The sequence below is a fragment of the Streptomyces sp. TLI_053 genome (genome assembly GCF_900105395.1).
Classification (GTDB): domain Bacteria; phylum Actinomycetota; class Actinomycetes; order Streptomycetales; family Streptomycetaceae; genus Kitasatospora.
On the sequence record NZ_LT629775.1, the window covers coordinates 288,215 to 307,225 of the forward strand.

At 72.4% G+C, this 19,011-nt stretch carries 15 protein-coding genes; 7 read left to right on the forward strand and 8 right to left on the reverse strand.

Annotation, left to right across the window (positions count from 1 at the left end; translation table 11 throughout):
• The first annotated feature begins 195 nt into the window (after nucleotides 1–195).
• The 5 genes from BLU95_RS01110 to BLU95_RS01135 all read left to right on the forward strand — a co-directional run bounded on the left by BLU95_RS01110 (nucleotide 196) and on the right by BLU95_RS01135 (nucleotide 10,313).
• Nucleotides 196–528 (forward strand): trypco2 family protein, encoded by a 333-nt coding sequence (locus tag BLU95_RS01110; protein WP_093858231.1) that lies wholly within the window; start codon nucleotides 196–198, stop codon nucleotides 526–528.
• 396 nt (nucleotides 529–924) lie between these two features.
• A complete protein-coding gene (locus BLU95_RS01115) occupies nucleotides 925–3,780 on the forward strand; it encodes a tetratricopeptide repeat protein (protein WP_159424696.1) in 2,856 nt (951 codons plus the stop codon).
• Between the two features lie 474 nt (nucleotides 3,781–4,254).
• A complete protein-coding gene (locus BLU95_RS01125) occupies nucleotides 4,255–4,587 on the forward strand; it encodes a trypco2 family protein (RefSeq protein ID WP_093864555.1) in 333 nt (110 codons plus the stop codon).
• A gap of 77 nt (nucleotides 4,588–4,664) precedes the next feature.
• Entirely contained in the window at nucleotides 4,665–9,953 is a 5,289-nt protein-coding gene (locus BLU95_RS01130; RefSeq protein ID WP_159424697.1) for a tetratricopeptide repeat protein, read from the forward strand.
• A 132-nt stretch (nucleotides 9,954–10,085) separates the two neighbouring features.
• Nucleotides 10,086–10,313, forward strand: coding sequence for a hypothetical protein (locus BLU95_RS01135; protein ID WP_093858233.1), 228 nt, complete (start codon nucleotides 10,086–10,088; stop codon nucleotides 10,311–10,313).
• Between the two features lie 371 nt (nucleotides 10,314–10,684).
• Here BLU95_RS01135 and BLU95_RS01140 read toward each other — a convergent pair whose 3' ends face one another.
• Complete coding sequence (locus BLU95_RS01140) at nucleotides 10,685–11,377, reverse strand: DUF6882 domain-containing protein (RefSeq protein WP_093858234.1); 693 nt, start codon at nucleotides 11,375–11,377, stop codon at nucleotides 10,685–10,687.
• 146 nt (nucleotides 11,378–11,523) lie between these two features.
• Here BLU95_RS01140 and BLU95_RS44905 point away from each other — a divergent pair, with 146 nt between their 5' ends.
• Nucleotides 11,524–12,030, forward strand: a complete 507-nt coding sequence (locus BLU95_RS44905; RefSeq protein ID WP_093858235.1) for a suppressor of fused domain protein — start codon at nucleotides 11,524–11,526, stop codon at nucleotides 12,028–12,030.
• A gap of 354 nt (nucleotides 12,031–12,384) precedes the next feature.
• Here the strand turns inward: BLU95_RS44905 and BLU95_RS42020 are convergent, their stop codons facing one another.
• Entirely contained in the window at nucleotides 12,385–13,299 is a 915-nt protein-coding gene (locus tag BLU95_RS42020; RefSeq protein ID WP_159424699.1) for a hypothetical protein, read from the reverse strand.
• Between the two features lie 299 nt (nucleotides 13,300–13,598).
• Nucleotides 13,599–14,489 (reverse strand): hypothetical protein, encoded by an 891-nt coding sequence (locus tag BLU95_RS01160; protein WP_093858238.1) that lies wholly within the window; start codon nucleotides 14,487–14,489, stop codon nucleotides 13,599–13,601.
• A gap of 246 nt (nucleotides 14,490–14,735) precedes the next feature.
• Here BLU95_RS01160 and BLU95_RS01165 point away from each other — a divergent pair, with 246 nt between their 5' ends.
• Nucleotides 14,736–15,794 (forward strand): helix-turn-helix domain-containing protein, encoded by a 1,059-nt coding sequence (locus tag BLU95_RS01165; RefSeq protein ID WP_093858239.1) that lies wholly within the window; start codon nucleotides 14,736–14,738, stop codon nucleotides 15,792–15,794.
• Nucleotides 15,795–15,912: 118 nt separating this feature from the next.
• Here the strand turns inward: BLU95_RS01165 and BLU95_RS01170 are convergent, their stop codons facing one another.
• The 5 genes from BLU95_RS01170 to BLU95_RS01185 form a co-directional block, all read right to left on the reverse strand.
• The gene (locus BLU95_RS01170; protein WP_093858240.1) at nucleotides 15,913–16,137 is read right to left on the reverse strand and encodes a hypothetical protein; all 225 of its coding nucleotides are present in this window, start codon (nucleotides 16,135–16,137) and stop codon (nucleotides 15,913–15,915) included.
• Nucleotides 16,134–16,256, reverse strand: coding sequence for a hypothetical protein (locus BLU95_RS44910; protein WP_286158612.1), 123 nt, complete (start codon nucleotides 16,254–16,256; stop codon nucleotides 16,134–16,136). The genes BLU95_RS01170 and BLU95_RS44910 overlap by 4 nt, the downstream gene beginning before the upstream one ends.
• Before the next feature lie 123 nt (nucleotides 16,257–16,379).
• The gene (glsA, locus tag BLU95_RS01175) at nucleotides 16,380–17,753 is read right to left on the reverse strand and encodes a glutaminase A (protein ID WP_093858241.1); all 1,374 of its coding nucleotides are present in this window, start codon (nucleotides 17,751–17,753) and stop codon (nucleotides 16,380–16,382) included.
• A 376-nt stretch (nucleotides 17,754–18,129) separates the two neighbouring features.
• Nucleotides 18,130–18,456, reverse strand: coding sequence for a hypothetical protein (locus tag BLU95_RS01180; RefSeq protein WP_093858242.1), 327 nt, complete (start codon nucleotides 18,454–18,456; stop codon nucleotides 18,130–18,132).
• A 103-nt stretch (nucleotides 18,457–18,559) separates the two neighbouring features.
• Nucleotides 18,560–18,991 carry a nuclear transport factor 2 family protein gene (locus tag BLU95_RS01185; RefSeq protein ID WP_093858243.1) on the reverse strand — a complete coding sequence of 144 codons (432 nt, stop codon included), beginning with the start codon at nucleotides 18,989–18,991 and terminating at the stop codon, nucleotides 18,560–18,562.
• Nucleotides 18,992–19,011 lie beyond the last annotated feature (20 nt).

Below are 19,011 nucleotides of genomic sequence, written 5' to 3' on the forward strand. Positions count from 1 at the left end.
GAGCACGCCGAGGACCGCGTCGCGGGAAGGGGCGTGACCGCCGGAAGGCCGAGGCGGTACCCGTTCGTGGATCCGGGCCTGGTGGAGTGGCCTTCCGGTCAACGAGCGTTCGGCTGCGGAGTTGGGATCTCGGGTTCTACGGTGTTCGCATCGACCTGACCGAATGTCAGGTGTGCTCTCTGAGGGGTGGGTCCGATGGATGTTCCGCTGGCGGATGCGGTCGCTGCGGTGCGCGACGAACTGTTGGAGGCGGCCGCGCGGGCGGGCGACGACCCCGGGGTGGTGTTCGCGGTGGGGCCGGTGGAGATGGAGTTCGAGGTCGAGGTGCGCGCCGATGCGAAGGCGAAGGCCAAGTTCAAGCTGTGGGCGGTCGGCGCCGAGGCCGAGGCGGGCGTCTCGCGGGGCCGCACCCACCGGGTGTCCTTCACTCTGACCCCCAAGCGCGCTGACGGCGGCGACCTGCTCGTCCACTCCGCGCGGGAGCGCCCCGAAGGGCCCGGTGACGTGTCGGGGCGTATCCCGGACTGACGGACAGGTGGGCGGGTCCGGCAGGCGCGGCCAGGGCGGGGCGGTGGGGAGTCCAGGGAGGGGCGGGGAGTGGAGCAGCTGCGCGTGGCCGGGGTGACGGGGCCGAAGGGCGCGGAGCCCGGATCGGAGTCTGGGTCGGGGTACGCCGTCGGGGGTCGTCTGGTGCTGACCTCCGCGCATGTCACCGGGTCGGCGGGGACCCGGGTGAAGGTGTTCCACCCCGGCGCCGATGGTGTTGCGGTCGGGACCGTGGTGTGGTCGGGGACGCCGCGCGGGCGCGACGACGCGGCACTGGTTCTCGTCGACGACTCACCGCACTGGCGGCCGCCGGCCGACCCCGTGGTGTGGGGGCGCCCGGACACGAAGCGTCCCGGTGCCGCGTGCGAGACGTGGGGTGTGCCGGACGAGGCCCAGCGCACGGGCCGCCCGGTCGAGGCCGCCCAGCTGTACGGGGAAGTGAACCCGGGCAGTGGGTTCGTCGGCAACCAGTACGTCATGGACCTGCACACCAACGGGGCCGGGTGGCTGGACAACGGCAGCTCGCCGTGGGGCGGCCTGTCGGGGGCGGCGGTGTTCTGCGACCGGTACCTGACCGGCGTCGTCGCCTCCGACCGGGCCAACTCCGCACACAGCCGCCTCAACGTCGTGCCCGCCTACGTCCTGCACCACGACCCCGCCTTCCGCACCGCCCTCACCAAGCACGGCGGCGGCCCTGCGGGCGGACTGGCGGCGGTGGAGTTCCAGGACGTCACCGACCCCACCGTCCACGCCGCCGTCCGGCGCGCCCCGGTCACACCGGCCGCCCTGCTGGAAGCCGGACGCCAGATTGTCCCCTTCCACGGCCGCGAGGACCTGCTTGCAGGACTGCGGGCCTGGTGCGACCAGGACGGGTTCGGGGCGTGGCTGCTGCACGGCCCGGGAGGGCAGGGCAAGACCCGGCTCGCCCACCACCTCGGCCACGAACTCACCCTCCAGGGCTGGACGGTGCTGTGGCCGCGCGCCGCTGCCCGCCCCGGCCAGTTGCTGGAGCTGCGACGGACGGCGAAGCCGCTGCTGGTCGTCCTCGACTACGCCGAGACCCGCCCCGAACAACTCGGCTCCCTCGTCGAGGCCGCCGCCGAACACCCCGGCACCAGCCCCTTCAAACTCCTGCTCCTGGCCCGCACCGCCGGCGACTGGTGGCAGCAGGCCCGCGCGGGAAGCCAGCAGGCCGAGGAACTCCTCGCCGCCGCCCGCACCCGCCGCCTCGCACCGCTGGAGGACGACCCCGCCCGGCGTGTCGGCCACTACCACGACGCCGCCCGCGCCCTCGCCACCGCGCTCCCGTCCGTCGCGGGCCTCACCGAGCACACCTGGACCGCAGCTGCCGCAGCCCTGACGCTGCCCCGGCAGCTGGCTCGGGACACCGCCTACGGGAACGCGCTCACCCTCCACATGACCGCCCTCGCCGATCTCCTCGATACCGCCCGCACCGAACCTGCAGGCAATGGCAACGGCAACGAGGACGAGGACGTGCAGGACGTCGAGGACCGGCTCCTCGGCCACGAAGCCCGCTACTGGCGCGACACCGCCGCCACCCGTGGCCTCACCCCCGCTGTCGGCATGAACACCCTGAGGACCGCGCTCGCCGCAGCGCATCTCACCGGCGCCACCGACGACGAAGGCGCCGATCTGCTGTGGCGGCGCCTGCCCGTTCTCGCGGACCAGCCCCGCGACCGCCGCGACCAGGTCACCGCCTGGCTCGCCACCCTCTACCCCTCCACCTCAAGCAGGGCCGACGGAGCACCCTGGGGCGCCCTGCAGCCCGACCGTCTCGCCGAACGCCACATCGGCCGCACCCTCCTGGCCGCACCCCGCCTCGCCGACCAACTCCTCGACGGCGCCGACGACGCCCAGAGCGCCCAGCTCCTCACCGTATACAGCCGCGCCACCACCCACCCCGCCCTCCGCCAGCTCGACGGCCGGCTCACCGACCTCTGCGTCCGCCACCACAAGATTCTGGCACCGCACATCATCACCACCGCCACCCGCACCGACCACCCCACACCCCTCATCACCGCCCTCGACACCCTCACCACCCACCCCGACACCACCCTCGACACCCTCACTACGGTTCACGGTCTGTTCCCCCGGACCAGCCATCGCCTCACCACCACCGCGGTCCGCCTCACCCACATCATCACCGGCCACTACCGCGCGCTGGCCGATGCGAACCCGGACGCCCACCTGCCCGACCTCGCCGCATCCCTCAACAACCTCTCCATCCGGCTCGGCGATGCCGGTCGGCGGGCGGAGGGCCTGGTTGCCGTCGAGGAAGCCGTCGCCATCCGCCGCGCGCTGGCCGACGCCAACCCGGACGCCTACCTGCCCGACCTCGCCACGTCCCTCAACAACCTCTCCGCCGACCTCGGTGAAATGGGCCGGCGGGCGGAGGGCCTGGCCGCGGTCGAGGAAGCCGTCGGCCACTACCGCACCCTCGCCCAAGCCAACCCGGACGCCCACCTGCCCCGCCTCGCTGGGGCCCTCAACAACCTCTCCGCCAACCTCGGTGAAATGGGCCGGCGGGCGGAGGGCCTGGTTGCCGTCGAGGAAGCCGTCGGTCACTACCGCACCCTCGCCGAGGCGAACCCGGACGCCCACCTGCCCGACCTCGCCACAGCCCTCAACAACCTCTCCAACCGGCTCGCCGACGCCGGCCGACAGGAGGAGGGCCTGGCCGCCGTCCAAGAAGCCGCCGGCCACTACCGTGCCCTGGCCGAGGCCAACCCGGACGCCCACCTGCCCGACCTCGCCACAGCCCTCAACAACCTCTCCGTCCGGCTCGCCGACGCCGACCGGCGGGCGGAGGGCCTGGCCGCGGTCGAGGAAGCCGTCGGCCACTACCGCACCCTCGCCCAAGCCAACCCGGACGCCCACCTGCCCCGCCTCGCTGGGGCCCTCAACAACCTCTCCGTCGACCTCGGTGAAATGGGCCGGTGGGAGGAGGGCCTGGTTGCCGTCGAGGAAGCCGTCGGCCACTACCGCACCCTCGCCCAAGCCAACCCGGACGCCCACCTGCCCGACCTCGCCATGGCGCTCAACAACCTCTCCAACCGGCTCGCCGATGTGGGCCGGCGGGAGGAGGGCCTGGCCGCCGTCCAGGAAGCCACCGGCCACTACCGCACCCTGGCCGAGGCGAACGCCGATCTCTTCGGACCAGCCTTGCAAGAGTCCTTGGACACTGCCGTCTGGCTTGAAGGACTCGAACCGTAGGACGGGAAAGGCGGCAACCGCCGATACTCCGGCACGAGGAATACGGCATGTGCGGAATGACGCTCTCCGCCAGTCGGGGCCGATGGCTGGACCACCGTGCAGCGCAGGGCCTTCGCCAACGACCTCCAGCACTCGCAGCTGATCGCCGTGTCCGCCGCCTCCAACCGGTCCAAGGGCGACAAGACCCCGGACGTGTGGCGCCCGCCGGCCACCGGCTACTGGTGCGCGTACTCCCGCGCCTGGAGCGGCACCAAGCACGTCCACGTCCTCAGAATCACTGAGCCGGAGAAGGCGGCGCTGAACCAGATGCTAGAGACCCGCGCGCGGCCACCGATGCGACCGGCCGGCGCGCCCTGTCTCCGGGTGGGTGGGCTGGTCCGGTCGAACTCGGCCTTCCCCTGCGCAGGCGACCGCGCGGGCCCTACGGTATTCGCATCGGTTGACGGACCGTCAGGAAAGGTGGGTGTGTGTCAGGTGGATGTTCCGCTGGCGGACGCAGTCGCGGCGGTGCGCGACGAACTGCTGGAAGCCGCCGCACGGGCAGCTGACGATCCGCAGGTGGTGTTCGCGGTCGGGCCGGTGGAGATGGAGTTCGAGGTCGAACTGCGTGCCGACGCGAAGGCCGAGGTCGGCTTCAAGCTCTGGGCGGTCGGAGCGGAGACCGAGGCCGGCTTCTCCCGTGCCCGCACCCACCGGGTCTCCTTCACCCTCGCCCCCAAGCGCCCCGACGGCAGCGACCTGCTCGTCAGCTCCACCGCGCCGGGCCCTGAGGGCCCCGGCTACAGCACCGGGCGCATCGACGGCTGACAACCGGACCGTGGCCGGCCCCCTGGTCCGGCCAGGGCCACGTCGTAGTGCCAGGGGCCAAGCAGTAGGGGGCTTGCATGGAACGGGTACGGCTGGCCGGGGTGGACGGGCCGGGCGGGCGCGGGTCGGGGTACGCGGTCGGCGGGCGCCTGGTGCTGACCTCGGCCCACGTGACCGGCCCTGTCGGCACCAGGGTGAAGGTGTTCCACCCGGCCGGCGGCGGCGCCGCGCAGGGCCGGGTGGTGTGGTCCGGTACTCCGGGCGGGCGCGACGACGCCGCGCTCGTCCTCGTCCATGACAGTGCCGACTGGCAGCCGCCCACCACTCCGGTGCGCTGGGGTCGCGCTGTCACCGACCGCCCCGGCACCCCCTGTGAGACGTGGGGTACGCCCGATGTCGCCCAGCGGTCGGGCCGGGCCGTGGAGGCCGAGCAGCTGCGCGGCCGCCTCAACCCCGGCACGGGTTTCGTCGGCAACCAGCACGTCATCGACCTCGACCAGCCTGCGCCCGTGCGGCGGGCCGACGGAGCATCGCCGTTCGCCGGGCTGTCCGGAGCTGCGGTGTTCTGCGATCGGCTCCTGACCGGTGTCGTCGCCGCCGATCGCGCGCACGCCGCCCATGCGCGGCTGAACGCGGTGCCCGCCTACGCCCTGCACCACGACCCGGCGTTCCGCGCCGCCCTCGCGGAGTGGGACGTCGGCCCGAGCGGAGGTCTGCAGGCGGTCGAGTTCCAGGATCTCGCCGACCGTGCGCAGGACCCCGACCGCACCCAGCGCCTTCCCTCACCCGCGGCGCTCCTCCAGGCCCGCCACCAGATCGTCCCCTTCCACGGCCGCCACGACCTCCTCGCCGAACTGACCGCCTGGTGCCGGCTCGGCGGGTTCGGCGCCTGGCTCCTGCACGGACCCGGCGGGCAGGGCAAGACGCGCCTCGCGCACCACCTCGCCCACCTGCTCGCCGCCGACGGTTGGGCCGTGCTGTGGCCACGCACCACCGCCGGCCCGGACCAGTTGCGCGATCTGCGGCACGCCGCCAAACCCCTGCTGGTCGTCCTCGACTACGCCGAGACCCGCACCGCCCAGCTCACCGCCCTCCTTGAGGCTGCTGCCGACCACCCGGCCAACACGCCCCTGAAGCTCCTTCTCCTGGCCCGGACCGACGGCGACTGGTGGGACCACGCGAAGAGCGCCACGAGCCTTGCCGAGGACCATCTCCATGCCGCCACCGTCCGCTCCCTGGCCCCGTTGGAACCGGACGTCGCGAACCGGCCCCAGACCTACCGCACCGCCGCGCACGCCCTCGCCGATGCCCTCCCCCGCGTTCAGGGGCTGGCCCAACGTGTCTGGCCGTCGGTGGCCGACGCGCTGCAAACCCCACCGCTCGAGCAGGACGGCTACGGGAACGCCCTCACCTTGCAGATGACCGCCTTAGCGGACCTGCTCGACACCGCGGAGCCGACCGATCAGATCGGCTCCGCGGACGGCGGTTCTCCGGGGGACGAGGCGCAGATGGTGGAGGACCGACTCCTGCGCCATGAGCGCCGCTACTGGCACGGCAACGCCGTCGAACGTGGCCTGGAGCCTCTACTGAGCCCCGCAACGCTGGAGACAGCGCTGGCCGCCGCCCATCTCGTCGGCGCCGACGACCGGGAGCAGGCCGACCGGATCTGGACCCGGCTGCCGGCCCTGGCTGACCAGGCTCGTGACCGCCGCGATGCTGTCACCGCATGGATCGGAGCTCTCTACCCACCGGCCGGTCCTGGCCGACTGTGGGGCGGCCTCGAACCCGACCGCCTCGCCGAGCGGCATGCCGGACGCGTCCTGGACGCCGGCCCGGCCCTCGCCGAACAACTCCTCGAGGGCGCCGACGACAGCCAGGCCACCCAACTGCTGACCGTCTACAGCCGCGCCGCCGCCCACCCCGTCTTCCGGTCCCGCCTCGATAGCCCTTTGACCGATCTGTGCGCGCGATACCGCTGGATCGTCCCTCACATCGTCACCACGGCCACCCGGACCGGCCATCCCGCCCCGCTGATCGCCGCCCTCGACTCCATCATCGCCGACCCCTCCACCTCCCTCGCCGACCTCACCGCCCTCACGCATGACCTGCCCGACTACAGCCGACGCCTCAACCCCGTCGCCCTGCGCCTCAGCAAGGTCGTCACCGACCGCTACCGGCTGCTGAACCGGGCGAACCCGCGCGAGCACCTGCCCGACCTCGCCGAGGCGGTGCACGCCCAAGCCCTATTTCTCGGAAGTGCCGGGCGGCACCAGGAGTCGCTGGCGCTGGCGGAGGAAGCCGTCAGGACCTACCGCAGGCTCATCGCGGCAGACGGGAACGAAACCCTCTACCTGGCCGGCCTCGCACGGTCGTTGTCCCTCCTCGCTCGCGAGCTCATGGTGGCAGGACGACTGGACCAGGCCCTGGCCACCGCTCAGGAGGCCGAGCCCACCTGGCGTGCCCTCGCCGACGCGGATCCGGTCTACCTCTTCAACCTCGCCGCGTTCCTCAACAGTTACGCCCTCCAACTGGGCCTGGCCGGGCACGAGCAGCAGAGCCTGGCCGTGTCCCGGGAGGCGGTGGGCCGTTGCCGAACGCTGGCCAGGTCCGGCGACGACGAGGACCTACGAGCCCTCGCCGGAAGCCTGGGCAACTACTCCCTCCGACTGGTGAAGACAGGGCACGAGGCTGAGGGGCTGGCCGCGCGCCGGGAGGCGACCGACCTCTACCGATCACTGGCGTCGGCGAACCCGGACGCCTACCTGGCCGAATTCGCCCGGTCCCTGAGCGACCAGGCCAACCAACTGGGCTCCTGCGGTGAGCGGGAGGAAGGACTCGCGGCGGCTCTAGAAGGTGTCCAACACTTCCGCACGCTGGCCGAGGTGGACGGGCGGACCTACTTGCCCGACCTCGCCAGGGCCTTGACGATCCTCGCCGTCATGCTGGAGGCGGTGCGGCGTTCGGAGGAGAGTCTGGCCGCGCTCCAGGAGGCCGTGGACACGTGGGACACCGTGATCTCGGCGGTAGGGAACGCCCATCTGCCGGAATTCGCGGCCGCTGCCGGGATGCTCGCCGGCCGCTTGATCGAGTGCGGGCGCGACGAGGACGCACTGGCCGCAGGCCTGGAATCCGTGCGAGCCTGGAACCTGCTCGGCGCATCCCGGCCGCGGGAATTTCTGCCCGACCTCGCCCGGGCCCTGGCGAACCGAGCTCTCCACCTGGGCTCGATGGAGAGGCACGAGGAAGGCCTGGAGGCGATCCAGCAGGCGATCGGTGCACTCGCCGCAGCACATCCCGATACGTACCTGCCCGACTTCGACGCCGAACACGCGGGCGACTACCTTCCCGACTTCGCTGCCCTCCTGGCCGTCTACGCCGACGAGCTGTTCGCGGTGGGTCGCACCGGCGACGCTCTCCTCGCCCACCGGGAATGCGTCAGTGCGCACCGCGCGCTGGTCGCAGCCGGCACGGACCCGGACACCTACCTGCCCCGCCTCGCCGGTGCCCTGGTCCGACTCGCCGGTCGACTGGGCGCGACAGGAAGTCACGACGAAGCCCTGGAGGCAAGCCGGGAGGCGGTCAATCTGCACTGCGCATCCGCGAGTACGAACCCGGACGGCTACCTGCTTTCGCGGGAGACCCCCGGTGCCCACCTGCCCGGCATGGCCGCCGCCCGGTACATTCACGCCCGCGAGCTGGCAGCGCTGGGACAGGTGGAGGAGAGCGTCGAGCAATTCGAGACGGCCGTCCTCGGCTACCGCCTGCTCGTCTCGGCCGGCCTGACCCAGCACCTGCCCAATGTCGCCACCGCCGCGACCGACCTCTCCGTCCACCTGCACCGTGCGGGACGGCTCGAGGAATCCCTGGAAGCGATCCGACTGGCCGTGAGTGCTCTCCAAACACTCGTCAGGAAGAACCCGGACGCCCACTTGGCCGACTACGTCTCCGCCCTGGACATCCTCGTCGACCGGCTGTCGCTGGCCGAGCGCACCGACGAGTGCGTCCACATCGGCCGACTGACCGTCCTCGCCCACCGCGCACTCGTCACGACGGGTCCGGAACACCTGCCCGGCCTCGCCGCCGCCTTGGACAACCTCGCTCTGGGACACTGGCAAGCAGGACAGCACCCGGAGGGCCTGGCCGCAGGCCAGGAAGCCGTGGACCTCTGGCGCGGCCTCGTCGAAGAAGACCCCGAGGCGCACCTGCCCGGCCTCGCCAGGTCACTGAAGATGCATTCCATCCGACTGGAGGACAACGGCCGCCAACGGCGGGCCCTGGCCGCTCGTCAAGAAGCCACCGATTGCTACCGAACACTGGCCACCACAAGCCCCGGCACCCGGCATCCCCACCGCGACCCGCCGCCGGCCGCACACATCCACCAGGAGGAGGGTCCCCCGAACGCCCAGGACAGCACTACCGCGCCCCCGAGTACCGCGACCGGCTCCGCGGCCTGGTCCACGTCCATCAGGAGCGACGTTGCGGCAAACCTCGCCGTAGACCTCATCAATCGTGCGAACGGCCTGGACGCGCTCGGCCAGCGGGCCGAAAGCCTGGCAACCGCCCAGCAGGCCGTCGACCTCTGCCGCGTTCTCGTCCGCAACTACCCCGACACCCCTTTCCCCGCCCTCGCCAAGGCCCTGTACAACCTCTCCATCTACCTGGGCAAGGCCGGGCGGTGGCCCGAGAGTCTGGCCGCAGCCCAGGAAGCCGTCGACCTCCGCCGAGCCCTCGTCCAGAGCGACCCCGACCGCCACCTCCCCGACCTCGCCGGAGCCCTCAACAACCTCGCCGCCAGCCTGGGCCAGGTCGGACGGGGCCAGGAGTTCCTGGCTGCTGCCGAGGAAGCCGTCGACCACTACCGCGCACTCGTCCAGACCGACCCGGGCACCCACCGCCCCGGCCTGGCCGCGGCGTTGACCAACCTCACCGCCGGCCTGGTCGAAACGGAACGACGGGAGGAGAGTCTGACCGTGGGGCAGGAAAGCGTCGACCTTTGTCGAACACTCGCGCGCACCGACCCCGATTCGGATCCGTCGGACCTTGCGTGGGCTCTTCGGACCCTGGCCGTCGCTCTGACTCAGGCCGGGCGGGTAGCCGAGGGCCTCGCCGCAGCCCAGGAGGCCGTTGACCAGTACCGCACCCTCGCCGAGACCGACCCGGACACCCACCTCCCCGACCTGGCCAGCGCCCTCAACAACCTCTCCCCCCTGCTGAGCGACGCGGGCCGGCTTGCCGAGGGCCTGGCCGCCATCAGGGAAGCCATCACCATCCGCCGCGCCCTCGCCGACACCAACCCCGGTCTTTTCGGACCAGACCTACAGCGTTCCCTGAACATGGCCGTCCGATTGGAAGGACTCGGACCCTAGCCGGATGGGCAGAGTGCCGTGCAGAGTCATCAGCGGATGAATATCGCACAGTCGGAATGACGCTCCCTGCCAGTCGGAGCGGCGGCCTGGAGCGCGGCCGAGCGGCAGGCCTATGCCAACGACCTCGACGACGTGCGTTCCCTCCTCGCGGTCCACGACAGCACCACCCAGTCCAAGGCGGACCGCGACCCCGCCCAGTGGATGCCCCCGGCCGCCGCCGCGACCTGCCGCTACATCTCCGACTGGGTCACCGTGAAGACCCGCTGGCAGCTGAGCACCGACCCGGCCGAACACGCCGCGATCCAGCGCATTGCGGCCGGATGCGACAACCCCGTCATCACCGTCACCCTCGCCCGCTGACCACACCGCCGAGGGGGCCCGGCAGGCCGCTACCGGTCCTGCGGCCGGCCGCTGCCACCCGCCAGTTCCCGCACCCGATCGGTCGCGCGCCGCAGGGCCTCGACGGTGCGCTCCGCCTCCGTGCCGGCGCTGCGTGCCGTCTACCTGGCGGTGGTGAGAACCCGCGAATTCCCCCGCCCCTGCTCTCGGTTCCCCAGCTCGTTGCCACCTTGAAGTGGGGAAGTTCAGTTCAGTGGGCGGGGTCGCCGCGGCGCCCGTGCGTTGAGCTTTCGAGTCGGCCCGCCCCGCCACGGGCGCGTTCGGCGTCGCCGGGTCGCTTCGCGCAGCAGCCCGGCGACGTTGCCGCCGCTCGTGATCGGCGACGGCGCGATCTAGGCCGAGACCGGTCCGACGTCGACGCCCGAGATGCGGCCGAGTTCGTCGAAGGAGACCACCGCGGTGCCGCCGCCGGGCAGCTGCGCGGTGGTCCGGTCGGATTCCTCCTGGACCTGGACCCCGTGCAGGGCGAACCAGCCTTCGACCACCCGCCGCGGCGAGCGGGCGAAGAGCTGCGCACCGGTGAGCAGGTGGCGCGGCATGGCGACCGGGTCGAACCCTGCTGGCTGGAGCTGCGGGTCCTGCGGCACGAAGTAGACCCGGCTCCCGGGGCCGGCCTCCTGGCCGAGGTAGCCGGGTGCACCGAGCACCGCCGCGCCGAGGAAGGCCAGCGCCTCCGCGGCACGGCGCGGATCGTCGAAGCCGTCCAGGTCCACGCCCTCCTGCGCCAGCTCGGCGATACCGTGTCGGCGGCCGAACTCGGCGATCCGCTCACCGGCCGCGACCACCGCGCTGCCGCGCAGCCCAGGGTTGGCCCAGCCCCACAGCCAGGTCTGCTCGTCCGTGTCGTAGCTGCCCAGCAGCCCGACCCGCAGGGTCCGGCCGCCGGACTCGTAGCGGCACTCGTCGAGGTCCGCGCTCCACGGGCCGCCCGGGACGGCCCGGCCGATCAGTTCGAGCTGCTGGGCGCCCCACGCCGCGTGGTACTCGGCGGCGTCCAGGAAGGCGTCGGAGAAGGCAGTGATCATCCGGGCAGCCTAGGGGACGTCGACCGAGGGCCCGGAGCAGGGCCCCGACCTGAGGCAGTCCCGAGATCAACCCAGGTCAACAGCCACCAGTGACCGGCCTCACCAGGCCGGCCCTGGGAACGGTCCGCCTGACGGGAAACCCGGAGATGCGACGTATCCCCAGCTCAGCCGCCTGCAATGGGAGTCGAGCAGAACGGTTCTCTCCCACCCACGAGCACAGGGAGTTTCAACGGCTCTCATCAGCGGCTCGCACCTGTTCCTCGGTACGGCTGACGTCCTCGCCATACGTCGCCGGACAGCTGAGGGCGAGCGGCCAGGCGATTCTTCGCGGCGACGTGGTACCGCTTCCCGCACCGTTGACCGGCGGATCGATGACGTCCCTCTACGCGGGGTTGCCCGTCTACTTCGACGACAACTTCTTCTCGGTCACCGTCGAGAACGGCAGTGAGGTCGCCATCGTCTGGCTCATCCCCATCACAGCAGAGGAGACCGCCTTCATCCGCGACCAGGGCTGGGAGGCCTTCGAAGACGCGCTGGTCCGCCAGGACCCTGATCTCGCCCGACGGTGTGGGCAGTGGAGCCTGGCCGAGCCGACGGGCCCGTCACCAGACCCGGGAAACGGACACCGGTACTCCTGCCACAACGGCACCTGACCACCACTCACCGGTACGGGTTGCCGGCCAGGCCGATGATCCGGTGCTGCGCCACGGTGATACCGCGGTGGGCGGGGAGGGCGCCGATGCCGGCCCTCGGGCTGCCGAAGCCCGGCGGGCATGTGCTGGGTAGGCAGCGCGGGCCACGGTCCGGCGCTGACCTGAGCGGATCTTGCGCCCGGGTCCGACGACCGCCGGGGCCAGGATCGACGCGGCGCCTGCCCGGCACCGTCCACCTCGGCACCGCCGTCCGATCCACCGTTCCTCCTGTGCCCGGTCACGCAAGGCGCCGGTCAGCCGGGGGAACCGGCCGTCGGCCCCAGTACCTCGGCCGCTGTCCCTGCTGGGGAACGTTCACAGGGGTGACGGAAGACAGCTCGCCGCGGGCTCCGGTGAGCTCTCCTGACGTTCGGCCGCTGTCTCCGGCCGGTGCCATTCGCTCTCCGGAGGCACTCCGTTCGGCCAGGCGAAGCGCAACTCCCCGTCCATCGCGGCAAGCAGCCACTGGCCCAGGTCGACACCCTGGGGCCAGCAATCGCCGTCTGCGTTGGACCACATCACGCCGTGCGGATCACGGAAATCGATCATCGACCACATCGTGCAGCCCCAGTCGTAGAGCGGCACCACTCCGGCGGGCACTCCGCCGGTGGGGTCCGGTCCGTGCTCATAGGCTTCCGCGATGTGCTCGTTCCACTGCCCCACGTCGACTGGCAGGACCCCATCAGCGGGGCCGAAGCCGCCGTTGGACACCTCTGTGTAGAGCCGCCGCAGGAGCGTGGGGAAGGCGAACCCGATGACATGTTCCGCCTTGGCAACGGCCTCTGGCGGGGCGGGCGGGGGCGCCTGCCGCTCCTGGGCGATCTTCCGGCAGGCTTCAATGATCTCGTCATCGGTCACCGGTTGATCGTAGAAGCCGGCGCGGCCCGAGGGTTCTTTCGGAGGTGGGACCGATCGCGCGCTCTTCGACCCGTCCAGTGCGGCCGGCGCCGGCGGCGCGCGCCTACCGTGGAAGAAGCGCAGCCCGGCACGGAGGTGACCTGTGGAACCGCCGACGACGAGGTACGAGGCGTGCGACGACCAGGATCGCGTGCAGCGGACGGTGCTCACCGCCGCGCCGGAGACGTTCGTGTTCGTCGCGGATCCGGCTCCCGGCAGGCGTCCGGACGAGCACCTGTTGTCCGCGGCGGCCCCAGTGCCGCGCAGCAGCGCCTGCATGGCGCCCGCGAAGTCGAGACCGCCCGATCCCTCATCAGTGCCGGCTGTCGCCATGACCCTCTCCTCACCCGACCATGTGGCCCGCAGGCCGTGACAGACACCATCAGCCCACACCCCTGCACACCCGGCCCGAAGCCCCTCCGAGCTTCACCCTCCCGGACGACGCCGCCACGCCGAAGACCGTCCAGAACCCGACCCCGGTCCACGGCGCGACGAGGTGGTGGAGGAGGTCCGGAGTCCGGCCGAACCTCAGGCCCCGGACCGGACCCGTCCGGCGCGGTCCGGTGCGGGTACGGCCCGGCCCCGGATGCCCCGCGCGGGGGCGGGTCCGGGGCCGGGGTTCCGACGGGGCGTCAGTGCTGCAGGATCTCTCCCATGTAGCCGCCGCAGCCGTTGGTGGTGTACATCGAGGAGATCCACCACCCGGCAGGGACGGTCGAGTTGGCGCAGACGTTGATGCCGTTGAACAGGCTGTTGGTGATGATCTCGATCAGGTGGCCGCCGCAGCCGGTGGCCGACCGCGCCGAGGTGATCACCCAGCCGTCCGGGACCGGAGAGTCGCCGCAGATGTTGACGCCGGGGAAGGGCTCGTTCAGGGACTCGGACAGGGTGCCGCCGCACCCGTTGGTCTGCTGTTCGGCCGTGATCACCCAGCCCGGTGGGACGACGGAGTCCGCACAGACGCTGATCCCGTTGAACAGGCTGTTGGTGATCATCTCGCCGAGATGGCCGCCGCAGCCGTTCCCGGCCGACTTCGCGGTGATCACCCAGCCCGCCGGGAGGGCGGAGTCGGCGCACACGCCCATCCCGGGGAAGAGCTGGTTGGTGATGGTCCCGCCCAGGTGTCCGCCGCAGCTGTTGGTCAGGGCTTCGCCCGTGATCACCCAGCCGGCCGGGACGGGCGAGTCCATGCAGATGCCGACGCGGGGGTAGGCGACACGGATCGTGGCGTTGAGGTGGCCGCCGCAGCCGTTGCCGCCGGACTCCGAGACGATCACCCAGCCGTCGGGGATCGGGGAGTCGCCGCAGATGCCGATGCCGTCGAACGGCGGCTGGACGGTCAGCTCCAGGTAGCCGCCGCAGCTGTTGCTGGAGCGCTCGGAGACGATCACCTGGCCCGGCGGGACCGGTGAGTTGCCGCAGATCGTGGCGGCCGAGGCGGGAGCGGCGAAGGCCACCAGGCCGCCCGCGAGGACGGCCAGGACGGCGACGACGCGCCCGAACCAACGAGCGATGGGTTTCATGAGGTCTCCCGGAGGGATGGACGGGCGGCTCGGCCGCGTTCGGGCAGGACCGGCGGTGCACCCGTGGGTCCGGCGGTCCCGGTGCGCCCACCACAGTGGCGGGCCGGTCGGGTACGGCCAACACCGTTGCGACTCGGACAAACAATCACGGAAAAAGATCAACCCCTGGTCACCGGCCGGTCCGCTGCGGACAATCACGTGCGGACAATCAATCGGCGGGAAACTGCAGCGCAGGGGAGGCCGTCGGTGGGCCGCAGACAACGGAGCCTGGATCCGCAGGCGGGGCCCGTCGCGGAATTCGCCCTGCGGCTGCGCGCTCTGCGAGAGAGCGCCGGCACCCCGACCTTCGCCGCGATGAGCCGCAGGGTGCACCGCTCCACGACGGTGCTCTCCGAGGCGGCAGGCGGGGTGAACCTGCCGACCTGGGCGACCGTCGAGGCCTTCCTGGAAGCCTGCGGCGAGCGCGACCCCGCGCCGTGGCGCGACCACTGGGAACGGGCCCGCGACGCCCTGGGCGAGCCCTCGCCCCCGATGGACGGCCCCGCGCAAGAACCGGCCGCCGCCCCGCCGTCCGCTCCGCCCGGCCCCGCGCACGAATCCGCTCCCGCGTCCGCGCCCCGCTGGTGGTCCTCGCGCTCCGCCGCCGCGGCGGCCGCCCTGCTCATCGGCCTCGCCGCAGGCCTGCTGGCGGGCCGTCAACTCCCGTACACCGGACCGGCCACGTCCTCACCGCAGCCCACCCCCTCCCGCACCCTGCCGACCGTCGTGGTCGTCCCGGCACCCGTGCCGCCGCCCTGGCCGGCGGCCGGGTCGGGTTGCGACGCCCGCACCCACTGGGTGTACCAGTACGACCACGCGTACCAGGGGCAGGTCTACGCCCTGCTCGCCCGCCCCGACGCCACGCCCACCGACACCACCGTCACCCTGACCTGGGGCGCCTGGCGATGGCGGCACGCGGTGACGGTGCAGCCCGGCACCCCGGAGCGCACCACCGGCGGCACCCTTCTGCTCTACGCCAAGCTGGACACCAGCCTGCGCGACCCGCTGGTCACCGTCGACACCCCCGATCCCGTCTGCGCCGCCTTCGGCACCGCCGGCCCCACCTCCGTGGCACCGCTGTCCACCGTCGACGCCAACCAGGGATGGACCGGCGCCGAACCCACCGCCGACACCCCGGACGGTCCGGACGCGATGGACAGCCCCCCGGCGGCCCGTCACGACGCCGCAGGGGGCCTCACCGGCCGCCGGTCGCCTCGGGCCCGGCCGGCCCGTGCCTGGCGAGTTCGGGCTCCAGTCCCTCCGTAAGCGGTGGCGGCACGGACCGGCCGGTGGCGGCCGAGTAGGCAGCTGACGACCACCGCTGGCAGGTCGACGGCGAGGTCCGTCAGGGCGGTCTTGCGGGCGTGGCGGGCGCGCACGCCGATCAGCTCGAGTCGGTGGCCGAGCTGGTCGGAGGCGATGTGTCGGCCTGCGAAGCCACCCGGGAAGAGCCGGCCGGGGTCGTCGAGCGGGAGCACAGCGGCTCGCCCCTGGCGGGCGAGGACGAGTCGACGGACCAGGTCGCCGACGGAAACGGCACATCCACCGGGATGGCGTCCAGGAGCAGGGAGAGCTTCTCGCCGTTGTCGAGGATCCGATCGACGGTCACCGGTGCGATCCGGTGGACCGGTGCTGCGGCGAGGTGAAGCGCTGGCCGACCAGCGCGACGAGTGCGGCCTGGTCCTTCTTCTGCGCGACCGAACTGCACTGGTCGCGCCCCCGGGACACGGCCGTGTCCGGTTCGTCGCCGACGATCTCGGGATCGATCGCGACGGGGGCCGCGATGTACGTCGCCCGGGTGGCGGCGTCCGGCTTCGGAGACAGACCGCCCGGCCCGGCCCCGGCAGGCGGTCAGCCCCCGCTCTGCGCAGCGGGCGGGCCGACGGACGGCCCGCCCGCGAGGAGCTGGTCCTCGCACCAGGCCACCGCGTCGTCGCGGCTGCCGAAGGCGTGCCAGCCGGAGTGCCCGTCGGCGGCGCCCAGGAACGGCTCCTGGGCGGCGACCACGATCCGGTGGCCCCGCCGGGCGATGTCCGCCAGACCCGCGGCGAGCAACGCCGCGGAGCCCGGCCGGATGCCGGTGACGGCCATCAGGTCCAGCACCAGCCAGCCCGGCGGCTCGGGAACGGCCCCCTCGACGGCACCCAGCAGTTGCTCGGTCTCGGTGAACTCCAGCTCGCCCTGGGCGCCGACGGCGATGATGCGCCGGCGGCTGCGGTTGAGCAGCGCGGTCTGCTCCGGGCTGCGGGCGCGCGAGGAGCGGGCGCCGTGCCCGGTGTCGGTGACGGTGGCCGTCAGGTGCACCGGCGCGTGCATGAGGTGCAGGGCGAGCCGTTCCGACATCTCGGTGAGCGCGGCCACGCCCCGCACCGAGTTGCCCGCCGGATCCAGCGGCGGGCTGTAGACCGCGACGCCGAACCGGCCCGGGCCGACCGCGATCAGCCCACCGGAGACCCCGCTCTTGGCCGGCAGACCGACGTTCAGCAGCCACTCCCCCGCGCCGTCGTACATCCCGCAGGTGGCCATGACCGCCAGGGTCCGCACCGCCACGCTGCGCTCCACGACCTGCTCGCCGGTGACCGGGTTGCGGCCGCCGTTCGCCAGGGTCGCGGCCATCACCGCCAGGTCGGCCGCGGTGACCAGAACGGAGCACTGGCGGAAGTAGGTGGCCGTCACGGCGTACGGGTCCTCGCTCAACGAGCCGGCCGAGCGCATCAGGTAGGCCAGCGCGCGGTTGCGGTCGCCGGTGGCGGCCTCGGAAGCGTAGACCTCCTCGTCGTAGCCCAGCCGACGGCCGGCGAACGCGGACAGGCAGTCCAGGATCCGGGCGGACCGCGCCTCGGGGTCCGCCGCCGCGACCAGGGCGGTGGTGGCGATTGCGCCGGCGTTGACCATCGGGTTGGCCGGCCGACCGGTACCCGGTTCCAGACTGATGGCGTTGAAGGCCTCGCCGCTGGGCTCGGCGCCGACCCGTCCGAGCATCTCGTCGGGTCCGAGGTCGGTGAGGGCCAGGGCGTAGACGAAGGGCTTGGACACCGACTGGATGGTGAACTCGGTGTCGGCCCTGCCCGCCTGGTAACGACGCCCGCCCATGCTGGTGATCGCGATGCCGAAGTCCTCGGGGTCGGCCCGGGCGAGCTCCGGGATGTACGAGGCGACCTCGCCACCCCTCAACCCGCTGATCCGCCGGTGCAGTTCGTCGAGTGCCTTCGTCACCGGGTCCATGCACGCAGCCCTTCCGTGCTCGCTCGTCCGTTCCGGACTCCCAGGGGGGGCACCCGGGGTCCGGGGATACCGGGGGTCCGGCGGGCTCCTGGACTCCTGGACTCCTGAAACCCGCTGCCGCTGCCGCTGCCCGCCGGCTGGCCGGCCCGCTCGGCCCGCTCGGGTGGCGCCGGACGGAGCCGCGCTCAGCAGCATGCCAGGGGCGCGACCCGCACCCGCCCACGACTCACCGGAGACGCTCGCGGCACGGCCGGCCACGGACGCCGCCGGGCCACCGGCCGGAACCTGCTCTCGGTGTACCGGATCGCCCAGGTCCGGTCGGTCCGCACCACCACTTCGGGGCCTGCCAACGGCAGCTCCGGAAGGTCCAGCCGGCTCAGTTCCTCGGGTGTGATACCGAAGTGCCGCTCCCGAGCCGGGTCCGGCAGTACCGCACCGCTCGGTCGACGAGGACGAGGACGTCGAAATCCCTCACGACGTCGAGAACGAGTTGGTGCACGACCTCTTCGGGCGGCGCGGCCGGCTCGACCACCGGACTGACCACCGCCGCGTCGCCGCCGGCCGACTCCGGGAAGCAGCCGGTCCAGCAGGCCAGGGACGGAGGGCTCTGCGTCCGTTCCAACGCGAGCCCAGCGATGCGCAGCGTTGCGGGCAGGTCCGCACCGCTGTCCGCGATACTCGGGATTCCGCCGTCGTCCGACATCGGTGCAGCATGTGCGAAGCCCCGTCACGCAGGGCAGTCGGAGGACGTCGGCGCGCGGCCGGAGCCGTCTCAGCCGCTCGGGCCGCGCGGGCCGTACGCCGGATCAGGCCAGGCGGTCCGGAATCGGGGCGAGCGCGTAGTTGGCCCAGACGAACGCGTCCATCTGGTGCTGGTCACCGGAGAGGTTCACCACCCGGTCGACCTTGCCCGCCGCGTCGAAGTGCCAGACCAGCGCCCAGGTGGTGTCGACCTTCCCGGTGCCCTCGGTGGTCCAGCCCCGGTGAACGTCCACCACGTACTCGTCGTTGACGCCGAAGAAGATCGGCTCCGCCTTGAAACCGGACTTGCCCAGCTGGTCGAAGAAGGCCCGCACCTCGGCCACCCCGTGCTTGGTACCGGAGAGCGGGTGGCGACCCGGGATGGTCCACTCGATCCCCTCGGCCAGCACCGCGCTCATCGCGTCGGCGTCACCCGCGCCGTAGGCCGCGAAGAAGGCCTCGATCGCAGCAACCTTCGGGTCCTTCGTCTCACTCATGGGTCCCCCTCGGATCCGCG

What these genes read in the sequence shown, in the direction of transcription:
- BLU95_RS01180 (WP_093858242.1), bottom strand. Translation starts at nt 18,456, where the DNA reads ATGTCGGACGACGGCGGAATCCCGAGTATCGCGGACAGCGGTGCGGAC.
- BLU95_RS01160 (WP_093858238.1), bottom strand. Translation starts at nt 14,489, where the DNA reads ATGAAACCCATCGCTCGTTGGTTCGGGCGCGTCGTCGCCGTCCTGGCC.
- BLU95_RS42020 (WP_159424699.1), bottom strand. Translation starts at nt 13,299, where the DNA reads ATGGCGACAGCCGGCACTGATGAGGGATCGGGCGGTCTCGACTTCGCG.
- BLU95_RS01130 (WP_159424697.1), top strand. Translation starts at nt 4,665, where the DNA reads ATGGAACGGGTACGGCTGGCCGGGGTGGACGGGCCGGGCGGGCGCGGG.
- BLU95_RS01185 (WP_093858243.1), bottom strand. Translation starts at nt 18,991, where the DNA reads ATGAGTGAGACGAAGGACCCGAAGGTTGCTGCGATCGAGGCCTTCTTC.
- BLU95_RS44905 (WP_093858235.1), top strand. Translation starts at nt 11,524, where the DNA reads ATGCGACGTATCCCCAGCTCAGCCGCCTGCAATGGGAGTCGAGCAGAA.
- glsA (WP_093858241.1), bottom strand. Translation starts at nt 17,753, where the DNA reads ATGGACCCGGTGACGAAGGCACTCGACGAACTGCACCGGCGGATCAGC.
- BLU95_RS01110 (WP_093858231.1), top strand. Translation starts at nt 196, where the DNA reads ATGGATGTTCCGCTGGCGGATGCGGTCGCTGCGGTGCGCGACGAACTG.
- BLU95_RS01140 (WP_093858234.1), bottom strand. Translation starts at nt 11,377, where the DNA reads ATGATCACTGCCTTCTCCGACGCCTTCCTGGACGCCGCCGAGTACCAC.